We start from the raw sequence: 25,110 nt of genomic DNA, 5'->3' as shown, positions 1-25,110 counted from the left end.
TTTTTCGTTGGGGATATGACTTAGAGTCAGTCGAGAGGTTCTGCACGGCTTTGCTATTACCTCACCGTCATCCCCGCGAAGGCGGGGATCCAGCGCCTTTTGGTTTCGCCTAGCGCTTAAAGGCACTGGATCCCCGCCTTCGCGGGGATGACGGTGAGGGCTAAGCAATGCACCGCCGGGTCGACGGATTACGCACCGGTCTTTCCCCCAAACCTGCTGGAGTCGATGACGTGAAGCGATGTCGCCGTCTTGCGGTTGCTCTGCTGCTGGTCATGACCCATTCCGCCGTTGCATCGGAATGGCAGGTGCTGGTTGATCAGGTGGGTTACGACACCAAAGCCGCCAAACAGGCTGTGGTCAAGGAGCCACCTGGATCGTCGCTATCGTCCTTCCGCGTGATCAACGCAGATACCGGTGAGCAGGCTTGGCAGGGCAGCCTCACTACGGTGGGCAAGGTGGCCCGCTGGGGTGACGAGCAGTACGCGGTCGCGGAATTCAGTGGCCTCACCAAGCCAGGTCACTACTACGTCAGCCTGCACGAAGGCGACCAGGACGCACGTTCGTCGACCTTCGACGTGCAGGACAACGTGCTGGAACGCCACACGCTCTCCAACGTCATCTATTACTTCAAGGGCCAGCGTTCCAGTGGTTTGCTGGACAAGGTCGACACGCATCTGGCGCGGCCGGATGGCCAGCCGGGTACGCTTGATCTGCATGGCGGCTGGTATGACGCCACCGGCGACTACGGCATCCACCTGTCGCATCAGAATCCCACCAGTTTCTTCAACCCGCAGCAGGTGCCATTGGCTGCGTGGAGCTTGCTGCGCACGTGGCGGCAGCTGGAAGCGCGTCACGATTCGAACTTTCGCGAATACGAACGTCGCCTGCTCGACGAAGGCTTGTTCGGCGCGGATTTCCTTGTTCGCGACAAACGACCAGATGGGTCGTTCTACCAATCCATTGTCGGCCCCGGGTCCGGCAAGCTGCCGAAGGATCGCCTGATTGGTGATCCGAACTGGCGCACGCAGATCAAGCTCAAACCGGGCGATCAGACCGGAAAGATCGTGCAGCCGGCACATGGTCCGCATGCCTTCGAGGCAAGTTTTCGCGCAGGCGGCGGCATGGCCATCGCCGCGTTGGCATTGGCGGCAAGCACCGGCGTCGAGGGCGACTACACCTCGAAGGATTACCTGCAGGCCGCCGTGGATGCGTACCGCTTCCTCGATGCGCACAACCACGAGCTGACCAATGACGGCAAGGAAAATATTGTCGACGACTACTGCGCCTTGCTGGCCGCAGTGGAGCTATACCGGGCCACGCACGACGAAGTGTGGCGCAAGGCGGCAGATCGGCGCGCAGAGCATTTGATGGCGCGCCTGATCAGCCACGATGGCCATCGCGATTACTGGCGCGCCGATGACGGTACGCGACCGTTCTTCCATCCATCCGATGCCGGTTTGCCGGTGGTTGCGCTGGTGGAGTACGCCTCGATAGCAGATGCCCCTCGCCAGGTGAAAGTACGCGAGATCGTGAAGCGCTCGCTCGAATCCGAGCTGGCCACCACGGCAGGAGTCGCCAATCCGTTCGGTTATGCGCGCCAGCTGGTGCGCGGTGGCGGTGGCAAGGTACGGGCCGCGTTCTTCTTCCCGCATGACACAGAAGCCGCGCCATGGTGGCAGGGAGAGAACGCGCGATTGGCCTCACTGGCCGCCGCTGCGCGCATCGCTGCTCCGCTGTACTCCGATGCTGGCGATGCCGCGTTTCAACACCAGCTGCAGGTGTACGCGTGGAACCAATTGCACTGGATACTGGGCCGCAACCCGTACGACAGCAGCATGCTGATGGGCAGCGGTCACCACAACGCGCCCTACATGTTCTTCGACTCCTACATGTACACCAGTGCGCCCGGGGCCATCATCAACGGCATCACGTCTGGCCTGACCGATGAGGAAGGCATCGCCTTCGATCTCGGCTACGCTCAGACGGGCAAAGACGATGACTGGCGTTGGACGGAACAATGGCTACCGCACGATGCGTGGTATCTGTTCGCCATCAGCCTCCCTCACGATTAATCTCGACGCTGCGAGACGACCGATGACAAAGACACGTTACCTGCTGTGCTTCGCCCTGAGCAGTTTTGCATGGGCGGCCCACGGCGCGAGCCGGGTTGATCTGATTCCCATGCCTGCCCAGCTGAGCATGGCAGGCGAGCCGTTCACCGTCACCGCACAAACGCCGATCGTGGTTGATGCCAACGACGCAGATGCCCGACGCACGGCGGACTATCTGGCCGGCCTCGTATCACGTACGCGACATCTGCCGTTGCAGGTAAAGACAGCGCCGGTACAAGGCGCTGCCATCGTGTTGAAGCGCGATCCACAAGCAGCTATCTCCAGTGCGGAAGGCTACACGCTCGACGTCACCTCGCAGGGCATCACCATCACTGCTCGTGACGAAGCCGGCCTGTACTACGGCGCAGTCACCGCCTGGCAGTTGCTGACGCCAGCCGATGGCCGTAGCGGCGACGTCCGCATCGAGGCCGTGCATATTCGCGACGAACCGCGCTTCGCCTGGCGCGGCATGATGCTCGACTCGGCCCGCCACTTTCAGACACCCGACGAAGTGCGCAAGGTCATTGATCAGATGGCACAGCACAAGCTCAACGTGCTGCACTGGCATCTCACGGACGACCAGGGTTGGCGCATCGAGATCAAGCGCTACCCTGAGCTCACGCGCATCGGCGCGTGGCGCACGCCACCCACCATCGGCAAGCAGCCCGCGCCCAAGCCCTACGGCGGCTACTACACGCAGGATGAGATCCGCGCCATTGTCGCCTACGCGGCCGAGCGGCACATCACCGTGGTGCCGGAAATCGACATCCCCGGTCACGCGCAGGCTGCGGTCGCCTCTTATCCGGAAATGGGTGTCACTGGCAGGCGCCCGCCGGTATCGCCTGACTGGGGCGTCCACCCCTATCTCTACAATGTCGACGATCACACCATCCAGTTCTTGCAGAACGTGCTGGACGAAGTGATGGCGCTGTTCCCGTCCACCTATATCCATCTGGGCGGCGACGAAGCGGTGAAGGACCAGTGGGAAGCCTCGTCCACAGTGCAGGCGCGCATGCATGCGTTGGGCATCAAGAACGAGAACGCCATGCAGAGCTGGCTCATCGAACAGATGGGGCGCTACCTCAACACGCACGGCCGCCGCCTGATCGGTTGGGACGAGATTCTTGAGGGCGGTCTGCCGTCGAGCGCCACCGTGATGTCGTGGCGTGGCACGCAGGGTGCCATCGACGCGGCGAAGCTTGGCCACGACGTGGTGCTGTCGCCCGCGCCGCAGTTGTATCTGGACCAGATGCAGAGCGATCGCAATGACGAAACCACCGGCCGCCTGCCGGCCATGTCGCTCGAGAGTTTCTATAACTTCGAAGCGGTACCCAAGGCGCTGAACGCGGCTCAGGCAAAGCACGTGCTCGGCATGCAGGCCAATATGTGGACCGAACACATGCCCACGCTTCGCCATGTCGAACATGCCGTGTTTCCGCGTATGGACGCTTTGGCCGAGTCCGCATGGACACCAGTAAAGGCGCGCAACTGGCATCAGTTTCTTGCTCGCATGCCGGCCCAGCTGGCGCGCTACCGCGTGCAGGACGTGGCCTATGGCGACGGCGCTTTCGCGCCCTCCATCAACGTCGACCGCACCGTAGCCATCGCTAGTGGCCATGCCAGCGTCACTCTGTCCAACCAGGCGAAATTCGGCGCTGTGCACTACACCACCGACGGCAGCGAGCCGGGTGCCACGTCGCCTTTGTATGTCCGCCCGTTCACCGTGAACCTGCCGACCACCGTCAAGGCGGTTGCGCTGGCGGACGATGGCACGGCGCTGGCCGCTGTGCGTTCGCGCGCTATCGACCTACCGACCTTGCGCACACGTGGCACCGGTGAGCTGGAGAACTGCCCGGGCAGCGATTTCCGACTGCGTGTGCAACCCATGCCCGACGCCACCAGCATGGCACCGACTTATCTGATCAACGTATTCGATGCCTGCCGCGTGTATCGTGCGGCCCGGCTCGACGGCATTGCCGCCATCCGTGTGGAAACAGCCACCTTGCCGCGCAATTTCCAGCTGGCGCACGACACCAAGCTGGTGGTGTCGCACCCGGCAACCGCACCGCAAGGCGAGCTGGTGGTGCGCATGGACAGCTGCAAAGGCAAGGAACTTGCCTCGATGCCGCTGCCGACGGATGAGCCTGCCACGTTCACACTTCAGGGTGCCGTGGCGAAGCAAGCGGGCACGCATGACTTGTGCATGGTGTTCACCTCGCCGATCACCGGACCGATCTACGGCGTCGGCGCAGTGACACTGTTACCGGCCAGCCAGACGTCGCCTTGAGTACGGCGTTCCGTCGTCTGGCGTCGGTCGATGCCTTGCGCGGATGCACCGTCGCGCTGATGTTGCTGGCGAACGATCCCGGCGATTGGGATTACGTCTACGCGATGGATCGCCGGAAACTCTACATCCGGCTGTGGCGGTCAGGACATATGACCCAGATCCGAAATGCTCCGGGTCTGGATGTCTTGCAAGCCCGCGATACGCACCTGATTGCCGCCGTTCTTCTTGACCTGATACATCGCGTAGTCCGCGGCGCGGGTGAGTTCGCGCGGATCGTCGCCGTGCAGCGGATAGGTGGCGATGCCAATGCTGGTGGAAATCTGCAGTGAACGATCCGCCAGATGGAACGGTTCGTTGAGCGCGGCGCGCAGTTTTTCAGCTACCGAAACGCTGTCAGCAGTGGACTGCAGGTGGCTCAGCAGCACCACAAACTCATCACCGCTCATGCGGCCCACCACATCGCCTTCGCGAAGATGGCTCTTGATACGTTGTGCGACCTCGCATAAAAGCAGGTCGCCCACGTGGTGGCCGAAGCGATCGTTCACCTGCTTGAACTGGTCCAGGTCGAAATAGAGCAGCGCGAGATTGCCGCCGAACCGCATGACGTTTTCCAGTGCAGCCTCGAATTGCTGGTGGAACAGGTCACGATTGGCGAGGTCGGTGAGTGGATCGTGGCGTGCGATATGGTGCAGCCGCGCTTCGGCACGCTTGCGTTCGATGGCGGAGGCCACCTGGGTGGAAACGAACTGCAGCAGCTCCTTGTCTGCTTCGGTGTAGCGGATGCCGCTGGAGTAACTCTGCACCACCAGGGCGCCCACCGTGCTGCCACGGCTGGTCAGCGGAACGCCGAGCCATTGCGACGCGTCGGTGCCATGAACGGGTACCGAAAGCGCAGTCGGCGAGTCAGCCGTCAACAGCATGGCCTGCCCATGGCGGATCAGTTCGGCAGTCAGCGTGCCTGAATCCAGCGGCTGGGGTGACGGTGGCTCATCACGCTCGTCCACAAAGTACGGAAAGCTCACTTCATCGCGGCGCGCGTCATACAGGGCCACAAAAAAGTTGTTGGCCGGCAGCAGTCCGCCGATGATCCAGTGGATCTGTTCATACAGTGCCGGCAGGTTGTCGGCGGCGTGCGCGGCCTCGGAGATGGCATGCAGCGCGGCGGTCATCGATTCGGCGCGCTTGAGTTCGGTGATGTCACGCGCGACCGCGATACGAACCTGATCAGCTTCCGACCAGCGCGCCGACCATATGATGTGCACGATCTGGCCGTCTTTACGGATATAGCGGTTCTGGAAGTGCGATTGGGGGCGGCCCCCCATGATCGCGGCGGCGGTCTGCAGCGTGATCCCACGATCGTCCGGATGCACCAGGTCGATCATCCGCTGCCCAATCACCTCGTCCGGCTTGTAACCGAAGATGCGCTCAAAGGACGCGCTGACGAACACATAGCGACCGTCCGCATCCACCACGCAAATGGCATCCCACAGGAGATCCATGATCTTGCCGAGCTGGGTGAGTGCCTGTCTTTCCATCGTGCGCGATCTACTCGAGATATCCGGCAGGGCGGGTCGAACAAAGCACGCAAGATGTGTGCCGCACGGGGACGGGCGCGGTGGCCAAGCCCGGGGAGTCGAGGGGGCGAGGCGTGGTGATGGCGCGGCAGGCAGGCATGCACTGAGGCCAAGCAGCGGAACGACGGTCCCCAATATAGGCGTTCTGAGGGGCGGCGGTAGAGCAGGTTACCGATGGCCGTCGGAAGGCGGCGCGTCACTTATGCGCCCATTGCGGCAGCTTGGGTGCTGGCGGCCGCGAAGGTGTGGGTATCCGGCAGCCCCGGGAATTAATCCTCCAGCAGCGAGCGCCCGGTATTCCACATGGTTCGCGTGAGGGGCCGGTTCTCATGAGAGGTCTGCAGCACGATCAGGGTGGTGGTGCTGACACTGGGGTGGATCTTCAGCAGGCGGTCAAGCACCGTCTCCAGGTGCGGAATGGACATAGCCACCACGTGCAACAGGGCCGAGTCCTCGCCGGCAAGGCGGCGGCAGTCGAGCACCTCGGGAATATCCGTCACCAGCGCGCCCACGCGCGCGCAGGTGCCGCCGTCGCAACGCAGCCGGATCATGGCGTCTATTTCATAGCCCAGCTTGCGCGGGTTCACCATCGCCCGATAGCCCGTGATCACGCCGGCTTCTTCCATGCGCTTCACGCGTTCGGCCACCGCCGGAGCGGACAGCTTCACCTTGCGTCCCAGCTCGGCGTAGCCAAGGCGGGCGTCCTGCTGCAGGGCTTCCAGCAGCGCCCAATCGGTAGCGTCCCAAAACGGTTTCGATTCAAAGGTAACTGCGTTCATCGACATTTCGATCGTTAGCGAAACATCGCCATCCTACGCTGGTTCATCATTCAAGCGCACCATGGTCCGCCTTACGATGCACACGTTTCCCTCCACCGGAATCCCCACCATGCAGACCCCGGAACGCCTGGACGGGCGTGCCCTCAGCTACATCGGCATCGCCCTGCTCACCTGGTCGTCGGCCTATGCCGCGATTGCCTATGCATTGGCCTCATTCACGCCTGGCGAAGTGGCGCTTGCGCGCCTGGCCATTGGCTCGCTGTGCTTCGCCATATTGATGCTGGTGAAGCGGGTGCCTATGCCCGCCCGCCGAGACTGGCCGCAGCTCGCCGTGCTCGGCCTGATTGGCCTCAGCGTGTATCACCTGTGTCTCAATACCGCTGAAACCCGAGTGGCCAGCGGCACGGCAGCCATCATCATCTCGCTGGTGCCGGCCATTACTGCGGCGTTGTCTGCTATCTGGCTGCGTGAGCGGTTGTCGAATCGCACCCTGACCGGGCTGGCAGTGGCGCTGTTGGGCGTGGTCGTGGTGGTGCTTACCAGCGGCAAAGACGTGAAGATTGAGCCAATGGCGGCGCTGGTGCTGGTCAGCGCGTTGTCATCGGCGATCTTCTTTGTCGGCCAGAAACCGTTCTTTGCCCGCAACAGCATGCTGGGCGTCACCGCCTTCACGTTCTTCGCCGGCACCTTGGGCACCTTGCCGTTCGGCCTGGGTCTGCCGCAGGCGCTTGTCTCAGCGCCTGCCTCGCACATCGCTGCACTACTGTGGCTGGGCATCGCGCCCACCTTCATCGGCTATATCGCGTGGAACGCCGCGCTGCATCGTGCAGCGGCATCGCAGGTGAGCAGCTTCATCTACTTTTCGCCGCCGATTGCTGTGCTGATCGGCTGGGTGTGGCTGGGTGAGCGCCCGACCTTACTGACCCTGGTGGGCGGTGTGTTGACCGTGGGTGGCGTGGTGCTGGCCAACGCGCGGCGTCGACCGCGTGCATCCGCTGCGCCCGTCGTCGCTACGCCGGCCAAGCAGCATTGAACCGATGACGCCCCTACGATTGATCGACGCAGCCAAAGAGTTACCTTCCGCCTGGTCTTCGCGCGTGCTCGCCGCTTTCGGCGATGCACGCCTGAAGCTGCTTCGCATGGATGAAGCAGCCTATCCGGAAGAATGCCATGACTACGCCGAGGGCCTGCTCGTGCTCGACGGTGAGATGGTGTTGAACATGGACGGCAACATCATGCGTGTGTGCGCCGGTGAACTGTGCGTAGTGCCGCAGGGCGTGCCGCACAGTGTGGCGCCTGGCAGTCGCGGTACGCTGCTGATCCTGGACACCTGACATCAGCCCGCCCGGAGTGCATCGATGACGACGCTTTATATCGCCAACAAGAATTACTCGTCGTGGTCGTTGCGCCCCTGGGTGCTGATGAGCGAGCTGGGTATTCCGTTCGAGGAAAACGTTGTGTGCTTCGGCCAGGGCTCCAACTGGCAGGCGTTTCGGGCGTTCTCTCCCTCCGGCCGCGTGCCATGCCTGCGTGATGGCGACACGGTAGTGTGGGATTCGCTGGCCATCGCCGAATATCTGGCCGAACACCATCGCGGCATTTGGCCGTCCGATGCTGCGGCGCGCACCTGGGCGCGTTGTGCAGCAGCGGAGATGCATTCGGGCTTTGGCGCCTTGCGCGAGCAGTGCGGCATGAGCTGCGGCTTGCGCGTAAAACTGCACGAGATCGGGCCCGCCCTGCAGGCGGACATCGCGCGCATCAACGAACTATGGATGGAAGGGCTCACGCGTTTCGGTGGCCCGTTCCTTGCCGGCCAGACATTCACCGCGGTGGATGCGTTCTTCGCACCCGTGGTATTCCGCATCCAGACTTATGGGCTTCCGCTCGATCAGGCAGCCGCCGAGTACGTGCAACGTGTGCTCGCCTTGCCGTCCATGCGCCGGTGGTACGAAGCCGCGCTGGCGGAAACCTGGCGCGATGAAGCGCATGAAGCAGAGGTTCGACGCTACGGTGACGTGCTGCAAGACCTTCGCCCAGCATAAGGTCATCCAGCTTCAGGCGGGACTTGCCGCAGCACTCGCCTGACGTCGCGCCTGCCAACGGCCCAGCGCGACCAGAACCAGGCCGACGGCGACAAACGCCAGCAATACGGCGATGGCATCCACTAACACCTGCCCGTAGCCCAGCTTCCTCACATCGAGGAACGGATACGGATACCAGCCATTGATGGCGCCGCGCACCAGCACATAGAAGAAATAGCCCGCCGGATAGCTCTGCCATACCAGCACCTGCGACCAGCGCAGGCCGCCCTTGGGTACGGCGAGCCACCAATACAGCAGATAAAGCGGCGGTATGATGTCGTGCACGATCACATCGGCCACCAGCAGCCAGCCGGTGGGGTGCCACAGCTGGCGCAACATCACGTTGTAGATCAGGCTGACGATGGCAATGCTCATCGCGATAGCGGTTTGCACGCCCGGCCGGAGAAAGAAGCGAACGATGGGACCATGACCGGGGCCAAGCGCCGCGGCGGACAGCGCTTTGGCCACCAGCATATTGGTGAGAATGGTGTAGAAGCCCAGGTAGATCCATACGCCGGCTGCGGCACCTTGACCGCTCGCAAGGGTGATCCGGATCGACTCACCCAGCTGCAGCACCAAGCCGAACCAACCGAGCAGTGAGCCAAAAGCTGCGAGTGAGCGATAGCGCGAAGTCACAGTCGAGTGCTGCCCTTGGGCGAGAGAGGTCTAACTATGGCACCCGGTGATGACGTCTGGTGTAACGCCATCGTGGCTCAGATCCAGAGCGGTGGTTTGGCCACCATCAACCAAAAGATACCCATCACAGCCAGGAAAGCTGGCCAGCCCAAGGCAAACCACCAGCGCATCAGCCGTTCACAGGATGCCGGGAGTGGCGAGCCTGTTTGACTAGCTATCTCAGCCGCATTGCGCACGCGCATTTGCAGCACCACGACAGGTATCCAGCAGGCTCCGGTAAGCATGTAGAGCGCGACGGCAGCGACTAGCCATGGACTGTTCCAAGGAAAGCCCATCAGGTGTACGAGCGCGACACCGGTGAGAGGCTGCACGATGACGGCAGGTGTGGTGAAACACCAGTCTGCACGCACGGTAAGTCGAGATGCAGCCGCAATGGCCTGCACATTACCGCTGCGCCAGGTGAACCACATAAAGAACGCCGTGCCGAGGCCGGTGCCGAACAGCAGTGTCGACGACAGGATGTGCACGAGCTTGAGCAGCGTGTAGGCCGTCATCGTTTGTCCTCAGTGGCGAGCAGCACGGCGACGGCCGCCATCAGTGGCACGTTCTTCAGCAGTCCACCCAGCGGATCAAGCCAGTGCACCGGCCACATCGTTCCGATACCTATCGTGTAACCGACCAGCATCAGCAGCATGCCGCTCAGCACGAGTCGCGGGCGCCACCTCAGCAGACACAGGGCGCCGAACAGCAGATCGGGCGATGCTGTGGTGCGTGCAAGCATGAGCGATGCATCGGCAGAGAGCGGACCGCCACTCGCGGCGGTTGCCACAGCACCGGACGGTAGCCACCAGCCAATCAAACCCGAAGCCAGCCACAGCAACGCGAGGGTTATGCGCAACGCCGGCAGGGCGAAATACAAGCGGGCATGCCAGCGATCCTGCGTATGACCGGGAGCTTCAGCAAGGGCCCGCTCGAGTGTTCGAGGCACCAGGCCCAGACGCTCCCGCATGCGTTCTATCGCACCCGGTTGTCCCAGATTCCCGTGCTCCAGCATGGTCTGCATGGTTTCGCCGAGTGGCCCTTGGCCGAACCATTTGCCGACGCGGCATGCCAACCGAACCAGCGACGTGGGCACGGCCCACAACCGTGCGGCCCGCAGACCCAGCCAGCGACGCCATGCCTGCAGGTAGTCACCCAGCCCCATCGGGTGCGGGCCAACCAGTTCCAGAATCTCGGTTCCGCTCGAGGGCGACGACACGGCTGCCGCAACGGCAAGCGCCACATCCTCAGCGGCAATCGGTTGGACGCAGGGTTTCATGGCGGCGCGCGGTACCGCAATCACGCAAGGCATGGCTGCCATGGCGCGCAGAAGCGAGGTGCCACCGTAGGAGCCTCGTGCGCTGTATACCAGCGAAGGGCGAAGAATAATCGCGTCGAGTGGCAACGATGCAAGCCGCTCGTCGCCGCGATGCTTGCTGGCAATGAACTCGCCGTCGTCTTTCCCACCCAGTGCGGAAATCTGCACCACGCGCTGTACGCCGGCCTGTACGCAAGCTTCGTAGAGCGCGACCGGCCCGGTGACGTGAACCGTCTCAAAGCGATCGCCGTGTCGTTCGCGCAGAATGCCTGCGCAATTCACCACCGCATCAATGGTCGCGAGGCGCGGCACCCAGATGTCGGGCGATGTGTCCCGCGACATATCGCAGGCAATTGCCTGCAACCCAGGGAAGCGCGCATCAAGTCGTGCGCCGCGCACGGCGCAAACGACCTCATGACCTGCAGCGGTGAGCGCCGCGACAATGTGCGAGCCGATGAAGCCGTAGGCGCCCGTGACCAGCACGCGCATGAACTAAAGCCATTCTTGGTGGGTGAAAGCCGTGCGTGTGGAGCAAACCCGCAGGCGTGCGAAGCATTGCAGCTTCATTCCCCGAAAGGCGAGGTTACGCAACACCGTTGGCACTTAGCTGCGAAAACGTTCTTGCGTCGGGATCGTAGAGGGCGCCCCAGAACGCGTTCCCTCCATCGCAAACCATCACTGGCTTGGTTGATGAAGCGGTCACATGCGATAAAGCGACCTCATCCTCGGGCATGGCGTTGATGTAGATGTAGCGATGGCCATCGACGACAACACCGAGGTACTGACGGAACGAGCCCGCAGGATCGCCGATGCGTCGTGGCAACCCTTGTCGTGCGGCCAGTTCAGCGAGTTGTGGCAGATGGTCTTCGAGGTCGCGCAACTGTTCCGTTGAGGGTGTCCACGCAGCGCTGGCTTGCGGTGTACTGCGAGAGCACTGCTTGAGCGTCTTGCTCAACGCCGATTCGGGTAGTACCGCGTAATGCGGCGTTGCTGCCGAAGCAACCGGACATGTCGCGAGTGCAGTGAGCACTAGTGTTGCGAAAAGAGACCTGCCTCCCGGCCTGCTCAAAACTTGTACCCGCGATGGATCGCTACGATGCCGTTGGTGAGATTGCGCACGTCCACGCGACCAAAGCCGGCACGCTCCATCATGCTCTTGAGGGTTTCCTGATCCGGATGCTTGCGGATCGATTCGGCCAGGTACTGGTAGCTGTCGGCATCACCGGCGAACAGCTGGCCGAGCTTGGGCAGGACCTTGAACGAGTGGAAGTCGTAGAGCTTGCTGAAGAGGTCGCTCTGCACGCGCGAGAACTCCAGCACCAGGGCGCGGCCGCCGGGCTTGAGCACGCGGCAGATATCGGCGAGCGCCTTGTCCTTGTCGGTGACGTTGCGCAGGCCGAAGGCCATGGTCACGGCATCGAAGCTGTTGTCGGGAAACGGCAGGCTTTCGGCGTTCAGCTGAGCCCAGCGCAGGCCAGAGACCAGGCCGCGATCGGTCAGGCGGTCGCGACCCACGCCGAGCATGGCAGCGTTGATGTCGCCCACCACGATCTCGCCCTCGGCACCAACCACAGGCTTGAGCAGCGCGGCGATATCGCCCGTGCCACCGGCCAGATCCAGCACGCGGTCACCGCGGCGCACGCCGCTGATGGCCACGAAGTGGCGCTTCCACAGGCGGTGGACGCCGAACGACATCAGGTCGTTCATCAGGTCGTAACTGCGTGCGACCGAAGTGAACACCTGGCCGACGAGCTTTTGCTTGTCGGAGACAGGGACGTCGCGGAAGCCGAAATGCGTGGTTTGGGGGGACTGGTCGCTCATGGGGTTAATGGTAGCGGATTGGGCCCTTGGCTTCCTTGTGGCGGCCCGCTTTTCCCCTTCCCTCCGGGGAGGGTTGGTTGGGGTGAGGGGTGAGTGCTCGCGATAACGCGTATTTTCCCTCACCGTCATCCCCGCGAAAGCGGGGATCCAGTGGCTTTGCTCCTGGCTCTCGTTCAGCGATACGGCCAGCGTGCCACCTACGCGGCGGGCGTTTCGATCGTCTGCCGACGCTCGAGTCACTTTTCTTTTGCTGGCCCAAAAGAAAAGTAACCCAAAGAAAACGGCCTTAAGAGCGGAGTTGTCGTAGCGTTGTGTTGAATACAAGCCTTGACGCGAACGAAGCCCAGATCCTCACGATCGCACGACACGCGTGATGGCTACCCCGCAACGCGCCATTGCGGAGAGGACTTAATGCGATGGCGGCACTACGCGCCATCTTGGCTAGGGAATGTATTCGGCGCGGCTTTTTTGCTCCCTCTCTCCTTGGGGTGCGCGGAGAGAGGGAGCGAAGCACGCTCAGAACACTTCCTTGCCATCCTGTTTGTACACCACCCCATTCTTCATCACGAAACTCACCTTCTGCATCACCGTGATGTCATCCAGCGGGTTGCCAGGCACCGCAATCACGTCCGCATAGCGGCCCACCGCAATCTGCCCAAGTTCGTTCTGCTTGTGCAGCAGTTCGGCAGCATGGGTGGTGGCCGCCTGCAGTACGAACATGGGCGGCATGCCGGCCTGCACCATGTATTCGAATTCCTTGGCGTTCTGGCCGTGCGGGTAGACCGCTGCATCGGTGCCGAAGGCGATCTTCACGCCGGCCTTGTAGGCCTTGCCTGCCGTGGCCTGGATGATCGGTCCCACCTGGATGGCTTTCGCGGCCACCTGCGGCGGGTAGTAGCCGGGCTTGGCGGCCATTTCCTGCACGTATTTGCCGGCGATGATGGTGGGCACATACCAGGTGCCATGTTGCTTCATCAGCTTCATGTCTTCGTCGTTCATGAAGGTGCCATGCTCGATCGAATCCACGCCGCCCAGCACGGCGCGCCGGATGGCTTCGGCGCCGTGCGCATGTGCCGCGACGGTGAAGCCGTAGTCGTGCGAGGCGCTGACGATGGCCTTGATCTCCTCAATGGTCATCTGCGCGTTGTCGACGCTGTTGCTTTCATCGAGCACGCCGCCTGAGGGCATGATCTTGATGACGTCGACACCGTCCTTGTAGTGCTGGCGGATGGTTTTGTAGGCATCGTCGACGCTGTTGATGATGCCTTCTTTGGGGCCCGGGTCGCCGGCCAGGTCGGTGCGATAGCCGTCGGTAGGGTCGGCATGGCCGCCGGTGGTGCCGATGGCCTTGCCGGCGGTGAAGATGCGCGGACCGGGCACGATGCCGGCGTTGACGGCGTTGCGCAGGGCAATGGATTCGTTGTTCGAGTCGCCTACGTTGCGCACGGCGGTAAAGCCGGCCAGCAGGGTGCGGCGGGCGTAGACGGTGGAGCGGATGGCGTAGTCGGCCACGTTCCAGCGGAACTGGTCGGTGTAGCCGGTGGGACTGGTTTCGCCGGTGAGGTGGGTGTGCGAGTCGATCAGGCCCGGCATGCAGGTGGCGTCGGCCAGGTTGCGCATGCTGAAGCTGCCGCCGGCTGCGGTGGCGGCATCCTGGTACGGTTTGGGATCGACCGCGCCGGATTTGATCTCCTTTACGCGGTTGCCTTCGATCACCAGCGTCGTTTCGCCCAGCAGTTTGCCTGCGGCGGGGTCGACCAGTCGTGCGCAGTGCAGCACGGTCACATCGTGATGCGATTGGGCGGGTTCGGCCGCGATGGCGGCGGGCAGCGCAAGGGCTGCGGCGATGGCGACGGCAACGCGTGTGATCATGATGAGCTCCTCCCCAGGATGAAGGAGCCATCTTAGGGGAGTGATCCAACGCAAAGAGGGGTGACTTTCGTCACCCCTCGTCGCTCAGTCTCATGACGGGATGGTCAGTCTTTGCGCGGCGATTCGCTGCCAGACTCTTCCGTCACCGTGACGACCTCGGCCGGCGCATGCTCGTGATGCTCCGCCGCCACATGTCGCTCATGCAACGCTTCGCTGGTGGCATCGGCCGGCAACGGCTTTTCCGCAGGCTCCTTTTCGCCATCGCCGCCCGGGGTGATCTTGAGAATGGAGTGGCGCACTTCGCGAGCCAGGATGACACGCGCGTCGCGCACCATGTCTTCCAGTGCATGGTCGTAGTCGAGCTTGCCGGCTTCGTCAGTCCACACGATGCGGCTTTCGCGCAGCTTCTGGATGAAGCCGCGGAACAGCGCCTTGTCGAAGAACTCCGGCGCCGACAACTCGTTGAGCAGGCTCAGGCGCTGGGCGGTGAGTGTGCAGGCGTTCTCAAGCTCCGCACCCGTCATGGTGTGCGGGCCGTTCTTCACCAGTGCGGCGATGGTGATGTAGTAGCGCTCGAAGGCCTGGATAAGGCTGCGCGCGATGATCTTGAGCTGGAACGCCGCGTCGTCCTGGCCGGGGCCACGCTCCAGCACGCGACCTTCGCCGGTCGCCTCGAGCAGGCCGCGGCGCACGAAGAAGTCGATGGTGGATTGCAGCTGCGCACAGAATCCATCCGCATCCCACGGCAGGAACAGCTCGCCCTGGATGAACGGATAGATGATGCGGCCCAGTCGCAGCACCGAGGCGCGCGACATGCGGCGGTTGTTGAGGAAGCAGCAGGCCACCCACGCAGCCGTTGCCGTGAGGTGCAGCACGTTGTTGCGGAAGTAGCTGAGCAGTACCGCCTGCTCGTCTTCGGTGACCAGCACGTCGCCGAGTGGGTGACGCACGCGGCGGATCCAGCCCATCTGCTCGCCATAGGCGATGATGCCGGCGGGATCCATCGAGGTGAGCGTCATGCGGTCGGAGTAGGGCAACTCCTCCAGCAGCGCCTTCATCAATTCCAGCTGCACCAGCAGGTCGTTCTCCGCCATCGCGTGCTTCGGCGTGGCGAGCAGGGCCAGCGCGAGCAGGTTGATGGGGTTTACGTCCGCGGCGCGGTTGATGTTGATCTGGATCTTCTCGGCCAGATCATCCACCACGCGCCCCAGCCATTCGGGCTTGGCGTCCGGGTCGTCGTTGCGCCAATCGGCGCTGGCGGCGTCGAGCATCGGGTTGAGTTCGATCGGTTCGCCAAAGTTGAGTGATACATGACCATAGCGCTGGCGCAGCACCTTCAGGCCGCGCAGCAGGCCGATCAGCGATTCCTTCTCCTTCGGCTTGCCGGAGAGTTCGCCGATGTAGCTCTTGCCTTCCATCAGCTTCTCGTAGCCGATGTACACCGGCTGGAACAGCACCGGACGGCGTGGCGCACGCAGGAAAGCGCGCACGGTCATGGCCAGCATGCCGGCTCGCGGTGCAAGTAAGCGACCGGTACGTGAGCGGCCACCTTCGATGAAGTACTCCATCGGCACGCCGCGATCGATCAGCTGCGCCACGTACTCGTTGAACACCACCGAATACAGCGCGTTGCCCTTGAAGCTGCGGCGCAGGAAGAACGCACCGCCACGGCGCAGGATGGGGCCGATCACCGGCAGGTTGAGGTTCACACCCGCCGCAATGTGTGGCACCACCACGCCGGACATATGCAACTGGTAGGACAGCAGCAGGTAGTCCGCATGGCTGCGGTGGCAGGGTACGTACACCACTTCATGGCCGGGCGCGGCAGCGCGGGCCTTTTCGAAGTGGTGCATGGCGATGCCGTCGTACAGCTTGTTCCAGAAGTTGGAGAGCAGGAACGAAGCCGAGCGCACCACCGGGTGCGAGTAGTCGGCGGCGATCTCCATCATCATGTCGTGCGCCCGACGCCACGCCTTGGCGGGGCTGATGTTTTCCTTCGCCGCGGTGGAGGCGATGGCGGCGCGCACGGGCTCGGCGTTCAGCACCGCATCGACCACGGTACGACGATGGGAAAGGTCGGGGCCGATCACCGCCGCGCGGATACGGCGGAAGTGCGTGCGCAGCACGCGGGCGATTTTGCGGGTCAGTCGTTCCGGACGCAGGTCGCTCGACTCGTTGACCACCTGGCGCAGCGATACGGGGGCGGAGAAGTGCACGACGGTGTCGCGGCCGTTCAGCAGCAAGGCCAGCATGCGGCGGAAGCGGCCGACCACCATCCAGTTTTCCGAGAACAGCACGCTGAACCAGCCCGACTCGCGCGTGGGCGCGCGGCCGACGTAGATGGAGACGGGCACGATCTGCACGTCGCGTTCCGGGTCGGCGTCGATCAGGCGGACCAACTGGCCCAGCGTCTCGGTGGGCGAGCGTTTGCGGCTGCGCCCGAGCGTCCAGCTGTCATGGCGCACCAGCGCCACGGCGGAACGTTTGCGGCGCGTACCGGCCAGGGGCTGCAGCGGTGAAGGCAGGCCAGCCTCGCGGCAGGCACGCTCCAGGATGAGCGCATCAGAAAGGCCGTCGCGCTCGATGACGTAGCACACCGGCACGCCAGCCTGGAGCAAGGTGGCGGGTTCGGCGGGTTCGCGGCGGAGACGCACCCATGGCTCGAGCAGTTGCCCGGCCAGGTTGAACCACCAGGGCGCGCGGCTACGGGCGGGAGTGTCCGTGGTCGACATATTCAGCATCCCCAGATTGTAACCGGTGAGCCTAAGAAACCGGTTTAGCTGATTAGTGCTTGGTAGCGGAGCTGCTGGCGGCGGGCTTTGCTGGTGCCGCCTGCGGCGGCGGTGCAGCGCTGGCCGGTGTCGCCGGTGCGGCCGCGGTGCTGGCTGCAGCTGGCGGTGCCGACAAACGGTCATGCGCGTCGCGCACATTCTGCAGTACATCGGCGCTGTACCACCGGCCGCCCTGTTCGATCAGTTCGGACTCGGTGGAAAGCGGCTTGCCGAGCAGGGTGTAGTCGATGCGTACGCGGGCACGGCCGTTACGGGTTTCCAAGAGGGAAACCTTCACCGAGTCCAGCGTTTCATCCAGCGGCAGGCCATAGATGGCCAGTACCTGCTTGATGGCCAGGAAACCAGTGCTGTACTTCTGCATGGCCGTGTCGAAGTCCATGGCGTGCAGATCTTCTGGGGTCTTCAGATCCAGCTTGCGCGCCGCTGCCACCACCACCGCAATGGCCTGCTTGGCCCTGGCCTGGTCGAACCACGGGACCTGCTGCGCCCACGGCGCCAGCACATTGATCACCTCAGTGACCTGCTGCTTTTGCGGATTGGTCAGGCTTTTGCTCTGCACAACGCCGGTGACCGCGATGTTCTGCACGATGCCGATCATGATGGGCACCTGGTCGTGGTACTGCTGTTGCAGTTGGTTGAGCTTGGGCCTGGCGATGGCGTAGAGCTTGGTCTCCGCGTTCGGCTCGGTGAGCTGCTGCATCTGCGCGATGAAATCGGCGCGCTGCTCGGCGCTGACGGGCTGCTCGTCGGGGCGCGGGCGCGTCCAGTCGCTGCGCAAGGTTTCGTAATCGGCCGGTGGCAGGGCGTGCTTCCAGAAGCCGGCAAAGTCACCGGCCCGGATCAGCGCCACGGTCTGCTGCACGGACGCTTCAGGCGTTTCGCCACCGGCGACGACCGGGGCCGGCACGTGCTTGTGCGAGGTCATGACCAAGGCGCCGATCGTGGCCAGCACGAGCAGGGCGATAAACGCACCAACGGCGTAGAAGACGGATGAGCGACGCATAGGGTCTCGGAAAGTGGTGGCGCCTGGCAGCCCCGGGCAGGGCGGTCGCCGGAGCGTAAGCGTGTCGACGCCACGTCAACAAGAGCCGGAGCGTGAGGCTGAGAGCCAGGTCATGGGCTCCATTAAGGAACCGCCCAAAAAGAAAACCCCGCGGGCGTTGGGCCTCACGGGGTAATCCGGCAGAGCCGGAAGGGAAATGGCCTTGCCTGCGGAATTATCAAGGTCAGCAGGGGTTGGCGGGGAAGATCTTACTTCCCCGTTAAACTTAAAGCAATACTTTAGCTTATGCCGCGTAAGTTACTGATTATTATGTGTCGATTGTCAATCGAAACGCAGCGACTGGATCTTCTGGTGGCGGCGTTCATCGCGCGGTGCCGTCCAGTCATTATTAAACAAAGCGGGTTCCCATGCGCCATAGGTGGGGTTGGGCAACACGTACCAGCGGGTGCCGACCCAGCCCATATAGGGCGCCATGGCCTTATGACGACCTGCGTCGTTGTTGGCCAAAACAGTCACAAAATCGCCGATCTGGTCGCCAAACTGCATCAACACGCGGTATTTGCGGCTCACCAGCTGGCGGCGGCAACCCTTCTCGGTACCGATCTGCTCGCAATCCTCCACAAACGTGCCCAGCCCCAGGAAGGCCTCGGGGCCGGAGACGGGCAGGCCTTCCTTGCGCAGATTGGCCAGGGTGGCCTGGTCCAGATCCTTGGCGCGATTGGAAATGTAGATCACCGCGACGCCGTGCCTGGCCGCGAACTGGGTGAACTCGACCACGCCGGGCAGGGCGCGGGCGCGTTGCTCGTTGCACCAGGCGGCCCAATCAGCCTCGTTGTATTCGCCGCCGCTCTTCACCAGCCGGGCCTGATACGGCGAGTTGTCCAGCACGGTTTCGTCGATATCCAGCACCACGGCCGGCTTCAGGCCGGTGGCGGGGGCTACGCGGTCGTCCTTGGGCAGTGCATCCCACTGCTTGTCCGCCAACGCAGCGAGCAGGCGTGATTGCGCATCCCGATAGGTCTGCAGGTAGATCAGGTCATGCTCGATCGCGGTCTGGCTCCAGGCCATCGCGTTGAGGTTGTCGTCGGCCGGGGTGGTCGTGGCCGGGGTGGCTGCCGTGGCTGGCGCGGGGGCCTTGGTGGGGGCGGTGCTGGCGCAACCGGCAAGCAAGACCAAAGCGGCAAACGCCACCGAGAAACGAACGGACATCAAAAAACCCCTGAAAGTGGTTCGGCTAGAATCGCGGCATTTTACGACAGTGGGGTTTCACCCCCACATTCGTGCAGGGGATCAACTCGCTCACCAGGTGGCCTCAGGCGTCGGCTGCGGATAAACCGCGGCGCGTCTGTGCCGTTCGTTTCTTTCCACAAGGAAGTCCGTGCATGCTCGCGATCTCAAACGGCAACAGCAACATCAACCTCGTCAAGCTCATACGCAACCTGGTTGTGTCGGTGGTAGCGCTTATCTTGATCGCCACATTCTGGCCCTTTCGCACCGTGCCGACCGGCTCGCGTGGCGTTCTGACGCAATTCGGCGCCATCAAGAAGATCGAGCCCGAAGGCCTGGTCGTGGTGCCGCCCTGGCAGAAGCTCGCGATTTTCAGCATTCGCGCCGAGGAAGCGCAGATCGACGAAGCGGACGGCAGCACCAGCGACACGCAGCCAGTCAAGGTCAGCCTCACCGTGCGCTATAGCATCCAGACCGATCGCGTGGCCGAGGTGTACGAAAAATATAGTCATAACGGCGACCTTTCCTCGTACGTGCAAACGGCCACGCAGGAAGTCTTTAAGGCCGTAACCGCGCGCTATTCCGCGCCGGACTTAATTGCCAAGCGTTCGCAGGTGTCGGTCGACATCAACCTGGCGCTGAAAGACAAGCTGAACATGTATGGCGCGCAGGTGATCAATATCGACATGCGCAACTTCTCGTTCTCTGACACTTATATGCACGCCATCAACGAAAAGGTCACGCAGGAACAGTTGCGCCTGGCGGCGGAGAACAAGGTCAGAACGGTCGAGGCGGAACAGCGCGCCAAGGTGGTCACTGCACAGGCCGATGCTGATGCGCTGAAGGCACAGGCAGATGGCGAGGCTTATGCCACGGTGACCGCAGCCAATGCCCAGGCGGAAGCCCTCAAGGCGCAAAGCGACGCCCTGGCCAAGAGCAAGGATGTACTGGAATTGCGCCGCATCGAGGTGGAAAAGATCAAAGCTGAAAAGTGGAACGGCCAGCTTCCGCAGCATATCTATGCCGGCGCACCGATCCCGTTCCTGCAGGTGGACGGCAACAAGTAAGGGCGTCCTCGGGCGCTTTCGCCTGACGCGGGTCTGGGCGAGCGCGATCCAGAAGCCAGCAGGTCGTCATCGGAGTGGCCCATCAAGGCGCCGTTCCTGTATGGCGGCTTGCTGGCGAGGCTGGCGGCCGCCAAGGTCAGCTGACAGACTGCAGGTATCTCCACCTTCGCATGAACTTGCATGGACTCCGTTGAACCCGCTCCCCAGCCATCGTTTGCCATTCGCCTGACCAGCTATCTGGTGGCCGCTGCCGCCTTGATGCTGATGCTGGGCCTGCATCTGCTGCCAGCGCTGTTTGCCGGCCTGCTGGTGTACGAGCTGGTGCAGTCGACGGCACCGCTGTTGGGCAAGCAGGTGCCCAGTGACCGCGCCCGCGTACTGGTGGTCGCCTTGCTGGGCACCATCGTGGTGGGCCTGCTGGTGTTGCTGATCCTCAGCGCGGTGAGCTTTCTGCGCAACGAAATCGGCAACCCGGAAGTGTTGTGGGAACAGCAGCTGATGCCGCTGGTGGAAAAGGCGCGCCAGCAGCTGCCCGCATCGGTGGTGGGTTGGCTGCCGGATACGGTGGATGACCTGCGCATGATGGCGATGGAGCTGACGCGCAAGCACTCAGTGAGCCTGCAAACGCTGGGCAAGGAAGCGGCGCGCGTGTTCGTGCATATCCTGATCGGCATGGTGCTGGGCGCCATCGTCGCGTTGAGCCGTGCGCGCCCCGCGCATCAGGTGGGGCCGCTCGCCGCTGCGCTGGGCCTGCGTTGCCAGCGCCTGTCCGAGGCGTTCCACAACATCGTGTTCGCGCAGATCAAGATTTCGGCGATCAATACCTTGTTCACCGCGACCTTCCTGCTCGGCGTGCTGCCGCTGATGGGCATCCATCTGCCGCTGGCCAAGACGCTGGTGGTGCTTACCTTCATCGTGGGTCTGTTGCCGGTGATCGGCAACCTTATTTCCAACACGGCCATCACCATTGCAGGTCTGTCGATTTCGCTGGGCGTCGGCATGGCCGCGCTTGGCTTTCTCATCCTGATCCACAAGCTCGAGTACTTCCTCAACGCGCGCATCGTCGGTGGTCAAATCCGTGCGCGCGCATGGGAACTGCTGGTAGCGATGCTGGTGATGGAGGCCGCTTTCGGTCTGGCCGGTTTGATCGCGGCGCCGATCTATTACGCCTATCTGAAAAGCGAGCTCGAAGCCGAACGGCTGATTTGAAAGAACGCAGCCAGCTCACCGCCGCTGGTGCCGGGTCTGTCCAAGAGTGGCGGCGATTTCACACATCCGTAAAGAAAGTTCTTGCGATATCCGTCTCAGTTGACGAGCGACACCGCGCCCCTGCGATGCCTCGCCATCCCAAGTGCGTTCGCCGTTCGCGCCTTTTCGCGTAAATCGTTACCAAATTTCTCAACGCGCCGCATGAAATTGCGACATGCCGATGGGGCATTGGTACGAGAAAATTCGTGTGATACACAGCAAAAAGCGAGAGCCCAACCAACGATCAAAAGGTGTCTTCCGGGGGGACGTACCTTCGTCGGGGCTTTCGCGGGGAAGTGCGCCGGGATTCGGCGCGCTGCATGAAGCAGACTAAAAATAATTGGGGAGACAATGATGTCGAAGTCCAAACTCAGGGCTGCCGTGCTGGCAGCTCTGGCGCTCGGCTATGCGTCCGCTTCGTACGCCACGGCCAATGCTTCCGCTACAAGTCCGTCACCGTCGGATACGCCTACCGCGAGCGACGCCGCCTCGGATGCGGACGCAGCGAAAAAAGCCAAGAAGCTCGATGCGGTTTCGGTTACCGGTTCGTTGATTCCGCAATCGCAGGTCGAGACCGCGACGCCGGTCATCACCATCACCGCCCAGGATATGAAGGTGCGTGGCTTCGCCACCGTCGCACAGGCTCTGCAGCAGTCGTCGGGAGCGACGGGCAGTGTGCAGGGTTCACAGGCCGTTGGTGGTTTCACACAAGGGGCGCAGACGCTCAGCCTGTTCGGCCTGCCGCCTGGCTTCGTGAAGTACCTGATCGACGGGCGCCCGATGGGCAATTTCCCGGCGCTTTACAACGGCAGCGATGTCTTCAACAACCTGAGCAGCATTCCGATTGAGATGGTCGATCACATCGACATTCTGCCGGGTGGCCAGTCGTCGCTGTACGGCTCTGACGCCATCGCCGGTGTCATCAATATTGTGCTGAAGAAGAAGCTTGATGGGCCGGTGATAGACGCGCGCTACGGCTGGAACAGCAACGGCGGTGGCGCAACGCGCCGTATCTATCTCGCCGACAGCTTCCAGGTGGGCAAGTTAAACGTCGTTGCTGGCGTGCAGTTCCAGAACACCAATCCCACCTGGGCCTACAGTCGTGACTTGACCAAGCAATTCCCGGTCAATGGCTCGACGCCGCAAACGGCCGAACGTGACTACCTGGTGGTAAGCGCGACAGCGCTAAGCAACGGCTATTACTTCCAGGATCCGAACAACTGCGCTAACACAGTCGCGGGTTTTGGCGGCACGACCGGGCTCAGGCATCGCATCAACAGCGGCGACTACTGCGGATCGTACTTCGCCCCGGGTTTCGTCACCCTGGCCAATGGCGAAAAAACCGCCAACCTGTACACGCACGCCACTTTCGACGTGAACGACAACCTGCAGCTCTACAGTGACCTGCTCTACAACTACCAGGAGCAGAAGTGGCAGGCCGCGCTTAACAATATCTGGTCGACGCAGATCACCTCGGTCGGCTCGTTCTACGAGCCGAACATCGGTGACTACGTGGATATGCAGCACATTTTCTCGCCGGAGGAAGTGGGTGGCTTCCAGAACTCGATGACCAAGCAGATCGAGAACTCCTACATGTTCACCCTGGGCGGCAAGGGTACGTTCGGGCAATCGAACTGGGAGTACGACCTGGGCTTCACCCATTCCGACGACAAGACCAACGAGCGCGATTACCTGGCGTTCGGCGACGCCATCAACACCTTCTTCGGCAATCGCGTGCTTGGGCCGAATCTTGGGCCGGATCCGAACGGTTTCGGCGTATCCACTTTTGCGCCGAACTATGCGGCGTTCTACACGCCTATTACGCCAGCGGACTACCGCAGCTTCAGTGGCTACGTGGCCACCCAAGGCAAGACCTGGGACAACATGCTCCGTGGTCAGGTCACCAATGCGTCGTTGTTCACCCTGCCGGGTGGCGATGCGGGTCTGGCGGTGGTGCTTGAAGGCGGTAATCAGGGCTGGTCCTACGTGCCGGACGAGCGCTACTTCAACGGCGGCATCTACAACATCACCGCGTCTCAGGGTTCAGGCCATCGCTCCCGTTACGCAGCAACTACGGAAATGAGCTTTCCGCTGCTGAACCAGCTCACCGTTGATGTCTCGGGCCGCTATGACAGTTACAAGGTGTCGGGCAATGATGTGAGCCACGGCACCTACAATCTTGGCCTGGAATATCGTCCGTTCGAAACGCTGCTGTTGCGCGGCAAGTACGGTACGGCGTTCAAGGTACCGACGCTTGCCGATCAGTTCTCCGGTCAGAGCGGCTCCTACAGCACCGTCATCGACTACTACGGCTGCGCCAAGCTGGGTTACACCGGCACCACGCTGGGCAACTGCCCGAACAACTACTACTCGGCCAGTTATTTTGGGGAAACCAAGGGTAATCCCGATCTGAAGCCGATCACGGCCAAGGTGTGGAACGCGGGGTTCGTGTGGTCGCCACTGCAGCAGATGTCACTGAGCGTCGACTACCTGCACTTCGATATCAGCAATGAGGTGGTGACCCAAAGCGCGGACAAGATCTCCCAGCAGAACTCCCTGTGCCTGCTCGGCGTGCTGGATGTCAATTCACCGTCGTGTCAGGCGGTCATCGGCCAGATCACGCGCGATGCGTTCGGCACGATCCAGACCATCTATACGCCCAAGGTCAACGTGGCCCAGGAAAAGGTCAATGCGATCACTGCCAACTTGAGTTACACGGTGGATATCGGGTCCTACGGCAAGTTGTTCTTGCTGAGCGGTTACAGCAACATCTTGAAGCATACGTATCAGGAGTACGCGGGCGATCCGGTGATCGACTACCTGCGCAGCCCGTACTACAGCACGGACTTCAAGACCAAGCTCAATGCCTCGATAACCTGGAGCAAGGGTGACTGGAGCGCCACCGCCTACGTGAACCGCTATGGTTCCACGCCCAACTACCTGGCGACGGTTGCCAACAACTACACCTCGCCGGGCACGGGCAAGTTGTCGCCCTGGATGATCTACAACGCCAGCGTGCAGTACTCGCCCACCGCGAACCTCACCTTGTCGTTCCTGGTCAACAACCTGTTCAACTCCATGCCGCCTGTGGATGGAAGCTATCCCGGCACTGGCGGCATCGGCGCAAACGGGCCGTACAACAACCTCAACTACGACGTGTTCGGACGCCAGATGTACATCGAAGCTACGTACAAGTTCGGCGGATCGCGCTAACGATCCGATGCATGAAAGAAAAACCCCGCCATTGGCGGGGTT

19 protein-coding genes are annotated in these 25,110 nt (G+C 62.4%); 8 read left to right on the top strand and 11 right to left on the bottom strand.

From position 1 onward, the window contains the following. The first annotated feature begins 230 nt into the window (after positions 1 to 230). Both AC0GUR_RS12640 and AC0GUR_RS12635 read left to right on the top strand, forming a co-directional pair. The gene (locus AC0GUR_RS12640; protein ID WP_472877836.1) at positions 231 to 2,072 is read left to right on the top strand and encodes a glycoside hydrolase family 9 protein; all 1,842 of its coding nucleotides are present in this window, start codon (positions 231 to 233) and stop codon (positions 2,070 to 2,072) included. Between the two features lie 22 nt (positions 2,073 to 2,094). Beyond that, positions 2,095 to 4,398 (top strand): family 20 glycosylhydrolase, encoded by a 2,304-nt coding sequence (locus tag AC0GUR_RS12635; RefSeq protein WP_472877835.1) that lies wholly within the window; start codon positions 2,095 to 2,097, stop codon positions 4,396 to 4,398. A gap of 140 nt (positions 4,399 to 4,538) precedes the next feature. Here the strand turns inward: AC0GUR_RS12635 and AC0GUR_RS12630 are convergent, their stop codons facing one another. Together AC0GUR_RS12630 and AC0GUR_RS12625 are read right to left on the bottom strand one after the other, a co-directional pair. Beyond that, positions 4,539 to 5,933, bottom strand: coding sequence for a sensor domain-containing protein (locus AC0GUR_RS12630; RefSeq protein WP_472877834.1), 1,395 nt, complete (start codon positions 5,931 to 5,933; stop codon positions 4,539 to 4,541). 308 nt (positions 5,934 to 6,241) lie between these two features. Then, on the bottom strand, positions 6,242 to 6,751 hold the full coding sequence (locus tag AC0GUR_RS12625; protein ID WP_472877833.1) for an Lrp/AsnC family transcriptional regulator: 510 nt from the start codon (positions 6,749 to 6,751) through the stop codon (positions 6,242 to 6,244). Positions 6,752 to 6,860: 109 nt separating this feature from the next. Between AC0GUR_RS12625 and AC0GUR_RS12620 the strand changes: the two genes are divergently transcribed. The 3 genes from AC0GUR_RS12620 to AC0GUR_RS12610 are packed head-to-tail and all read left to right on the top strand — an operon-like array spanning position 6,861 to position 8,793. Beyond that, positions 6,861 to 7,784 (top strand): DMT family transporter, encoded by a 924-nt coding sequence (locus tag AC0GUR_RS12620; protein ID WP_472877832.1) that lies wholly within the window; start codon positions 6,861 to 6,863, stop codon positions 7,782 to 7,784. Positions 7,785 to 7,788: 4 nt separating this feature from the next. Continuing rightward, positions 7,789 to 8,085, top strand: a complete 297-nt coding sequence (locus AC0GUR_RS12615; RefSeq protein WP_472877831.1) for a cupin domain-containing protein — start codon at positions 7,789 to 7,791, stop codon at positions 8,083 to 8,085. A 24-nt stretch (positions 8,086 to 8,109) separates the two neighbouring features. Continuing rightward, positions 8,110 to 8,793 (top strand): glutathione S-transferase family protein, encoded by a 684-nt coding sequence (locus tag AC0GUR_RS12610; protein ID WP_472877830.1) that lies wholly within the window; start codon positions 8,110 to 8,112, stop codon positions 8,791 to 8,793. A gap of 12 nt (positions 8,794 to 8,805) precedes the next feature. Here the strand turns inward: AC0GUR_RS12610 and AC0GUR_RS12605 are convergent, their stop codons facing one another. From AC0GUR_RS12605 to AC0GUR_RS12565, 9 genes are all read right to left on the bottom strand, one after another. Then, the gene (locus tag AC0GUR_RS12605; protein ID WP_472877829.1) at positions 8,806 to 9,468 is read right to left on the bottom strand and encodes a Pr6Pr family membrane protein; all 663 of its coding nucleotides are present in this window, start codon (positions 9,466 to 9,468) and stop codon (positions 8,806 to 8,808) included. Positions 9,469 to 9,545: 77 nt separating this feature from the next. Then, positions 9,546 to 10,022: a DUF2269 family protein gene (locus tag AC0GUR_RS12600; protein WP_472877828.1), complete on the bottom strand. Its 477-nt coding sequence runs from the start codon at positions 10,020 to 10,022 to the stop codon at positions 9,546 to 9,548. Continuing rightward, positions 10,019 to 11,314, bottom strand: a complete 1,296-nt coding sequence (locus AC0GUR_RS12595) for an SDR family oxidoreductase (protein ID WP_472877827.1) — start codon at positions 11,312 to 11,314, stop codon at positions 10,019 to 10,021. Before AC0GUR_RS12595 ends, AC0GUR_RS12600 begins: the two co-directional genes overlap by 4 nt. A gap of 94 nt (positions 11,315 to 11,408) precedes the next feature. Continuing rightward, positions 11,409 to 11,855 carry a hypothetical protein gene (locus AC0GUR_RS12590; protein ID WP_472877826.1) on the bottom strand — a complete coding sequence of 149 codons (447 nt, stop codon included), beginning with the start codon at positions 11,853 to 11,855 and terminating at the stop codon, positions 11,409 to 11,411. Positions 11,856 to 11,890: 35 nt separating this feature from the next. Next, on the bottom strand, positions 11,891 to 12,646 hold the full coding sequence (gene ubiE / locus AC0GUR_RS12585) for a bifunctional demethylmenaquinone methyltransferase/2-methoxy-6-polyprenyl-1,4-benzoquinol methylase UbiE (RefSeq protein ID WP_472877825.1): 756 nt from the start codon (positions 12,644 to 12,646) through the stop codon (positions 11,891 to 11,893). Between the two features lie 516 nt (positions 12,647 to 13,162). Next, entirely contained in the window at positions 13,163 to 14,518 is a 1,356-nt protein-coding gene (locus AC0GUR_RS12580; RefSeq protein WP_472877824.1) for a metal-dependent hydrolase family protein, read from the bottom strand. 104 nt (positions 14,519 to 14,622) lie between these two features. Continuing rightward, positions 14,623 to 17,259, bottom strand: coding sequence for a glycerol-3-phosphate 1-O-acyltransferase PlsB (gene plsB / locus AC0GUR_RS12575; protein ID WP_472877823.1), 2,637 nt, complete (start codon positions 17,257 to 17,259; stop codon positions 14,623 to 14,625). A gap of 43 nt (positions 17,260 to 17,302) precedes the next feature. After that, a complete protein-coding gene (locus tag AC0GUR_RS12570; protein ID WP_472877822.1) occupies positions 17,303 to 18,313 on the bottom strand; it encodes a hypothetical protein in 1,011 nt (336 codons plus the stop codon). Positions 18,314 to 18,634: 321 nt separating this feature from the next. Next, positions 18,635 to 19,522: a 5'-nucleotidase, lipoprotein e(P4) family gene (locus tag AC0GUR_RS12565; RefSeq protein ID WP_472877821.1), complete on the bottom strand. Its 888-nt coding sequence runs from the start codon at positions 19,520 to 19,522 to the stop codon at positions 18,635 to 18,637. A 173-nt stretch (positions 19,523 to 19,695) separates the two neighbouring features. On the opposite strand from AC0GUR_RS12565, the gene AC0GUR_RS12560 reads away from it, so the two are divergent. From AC0GUR_RS12560 to AC0GUR_RS12550, 3 genes are all read left to right on the top strand, one after another. Further along, positions 19,696 to 20,607 carry a prohibitin family protein gene (locus AC0GUR_RS12560; RefSeq protein ID WP_472877820.1) on the top strand — a complete coding sequence of 304 codons (912 nt, stop codon included), beginning with the start codon at positions 19,696 to 19,698 and terminating at the stop codon, positions 20,605 to 20,607. A gap of 180 nt (positions 20,608 to 20,787) precedes the next feature. After that, entirely contained in the window at positions 20,788 to 21,816 is a 1,029-nt protein-coding gene (locus tag AC0GUR_RS12555; RefSeq protein ID WP_472877819.1) for an AI-2E family transporter, read from the top strand. 393 nt (positions 21,817 to 22,209) lie between these two features. Further along, positions 22,210 to 25,068 (top strand): TonB-dependent receptor domain-containing protein, encoded by a 2,859-nt coding sequence (locus AC0GUR_RS12550; protein ID WP_472877818.1) that lies wholly within the window; start codon positions 22,210 to 22,212, stop codon positions 25,066 to 25,068. Positions 25,069 to 25,110 lie beyond the last annotated feature (42 nt).

The sequence above is a fragment of the Dyella sp. PARNA 12/25 genome, from assembly GCF_055702865.1.
Note: the sequence above shows the minus strand (reverse complement) of the source record. Positions and strands in the feature narration are given on the sequence as shown.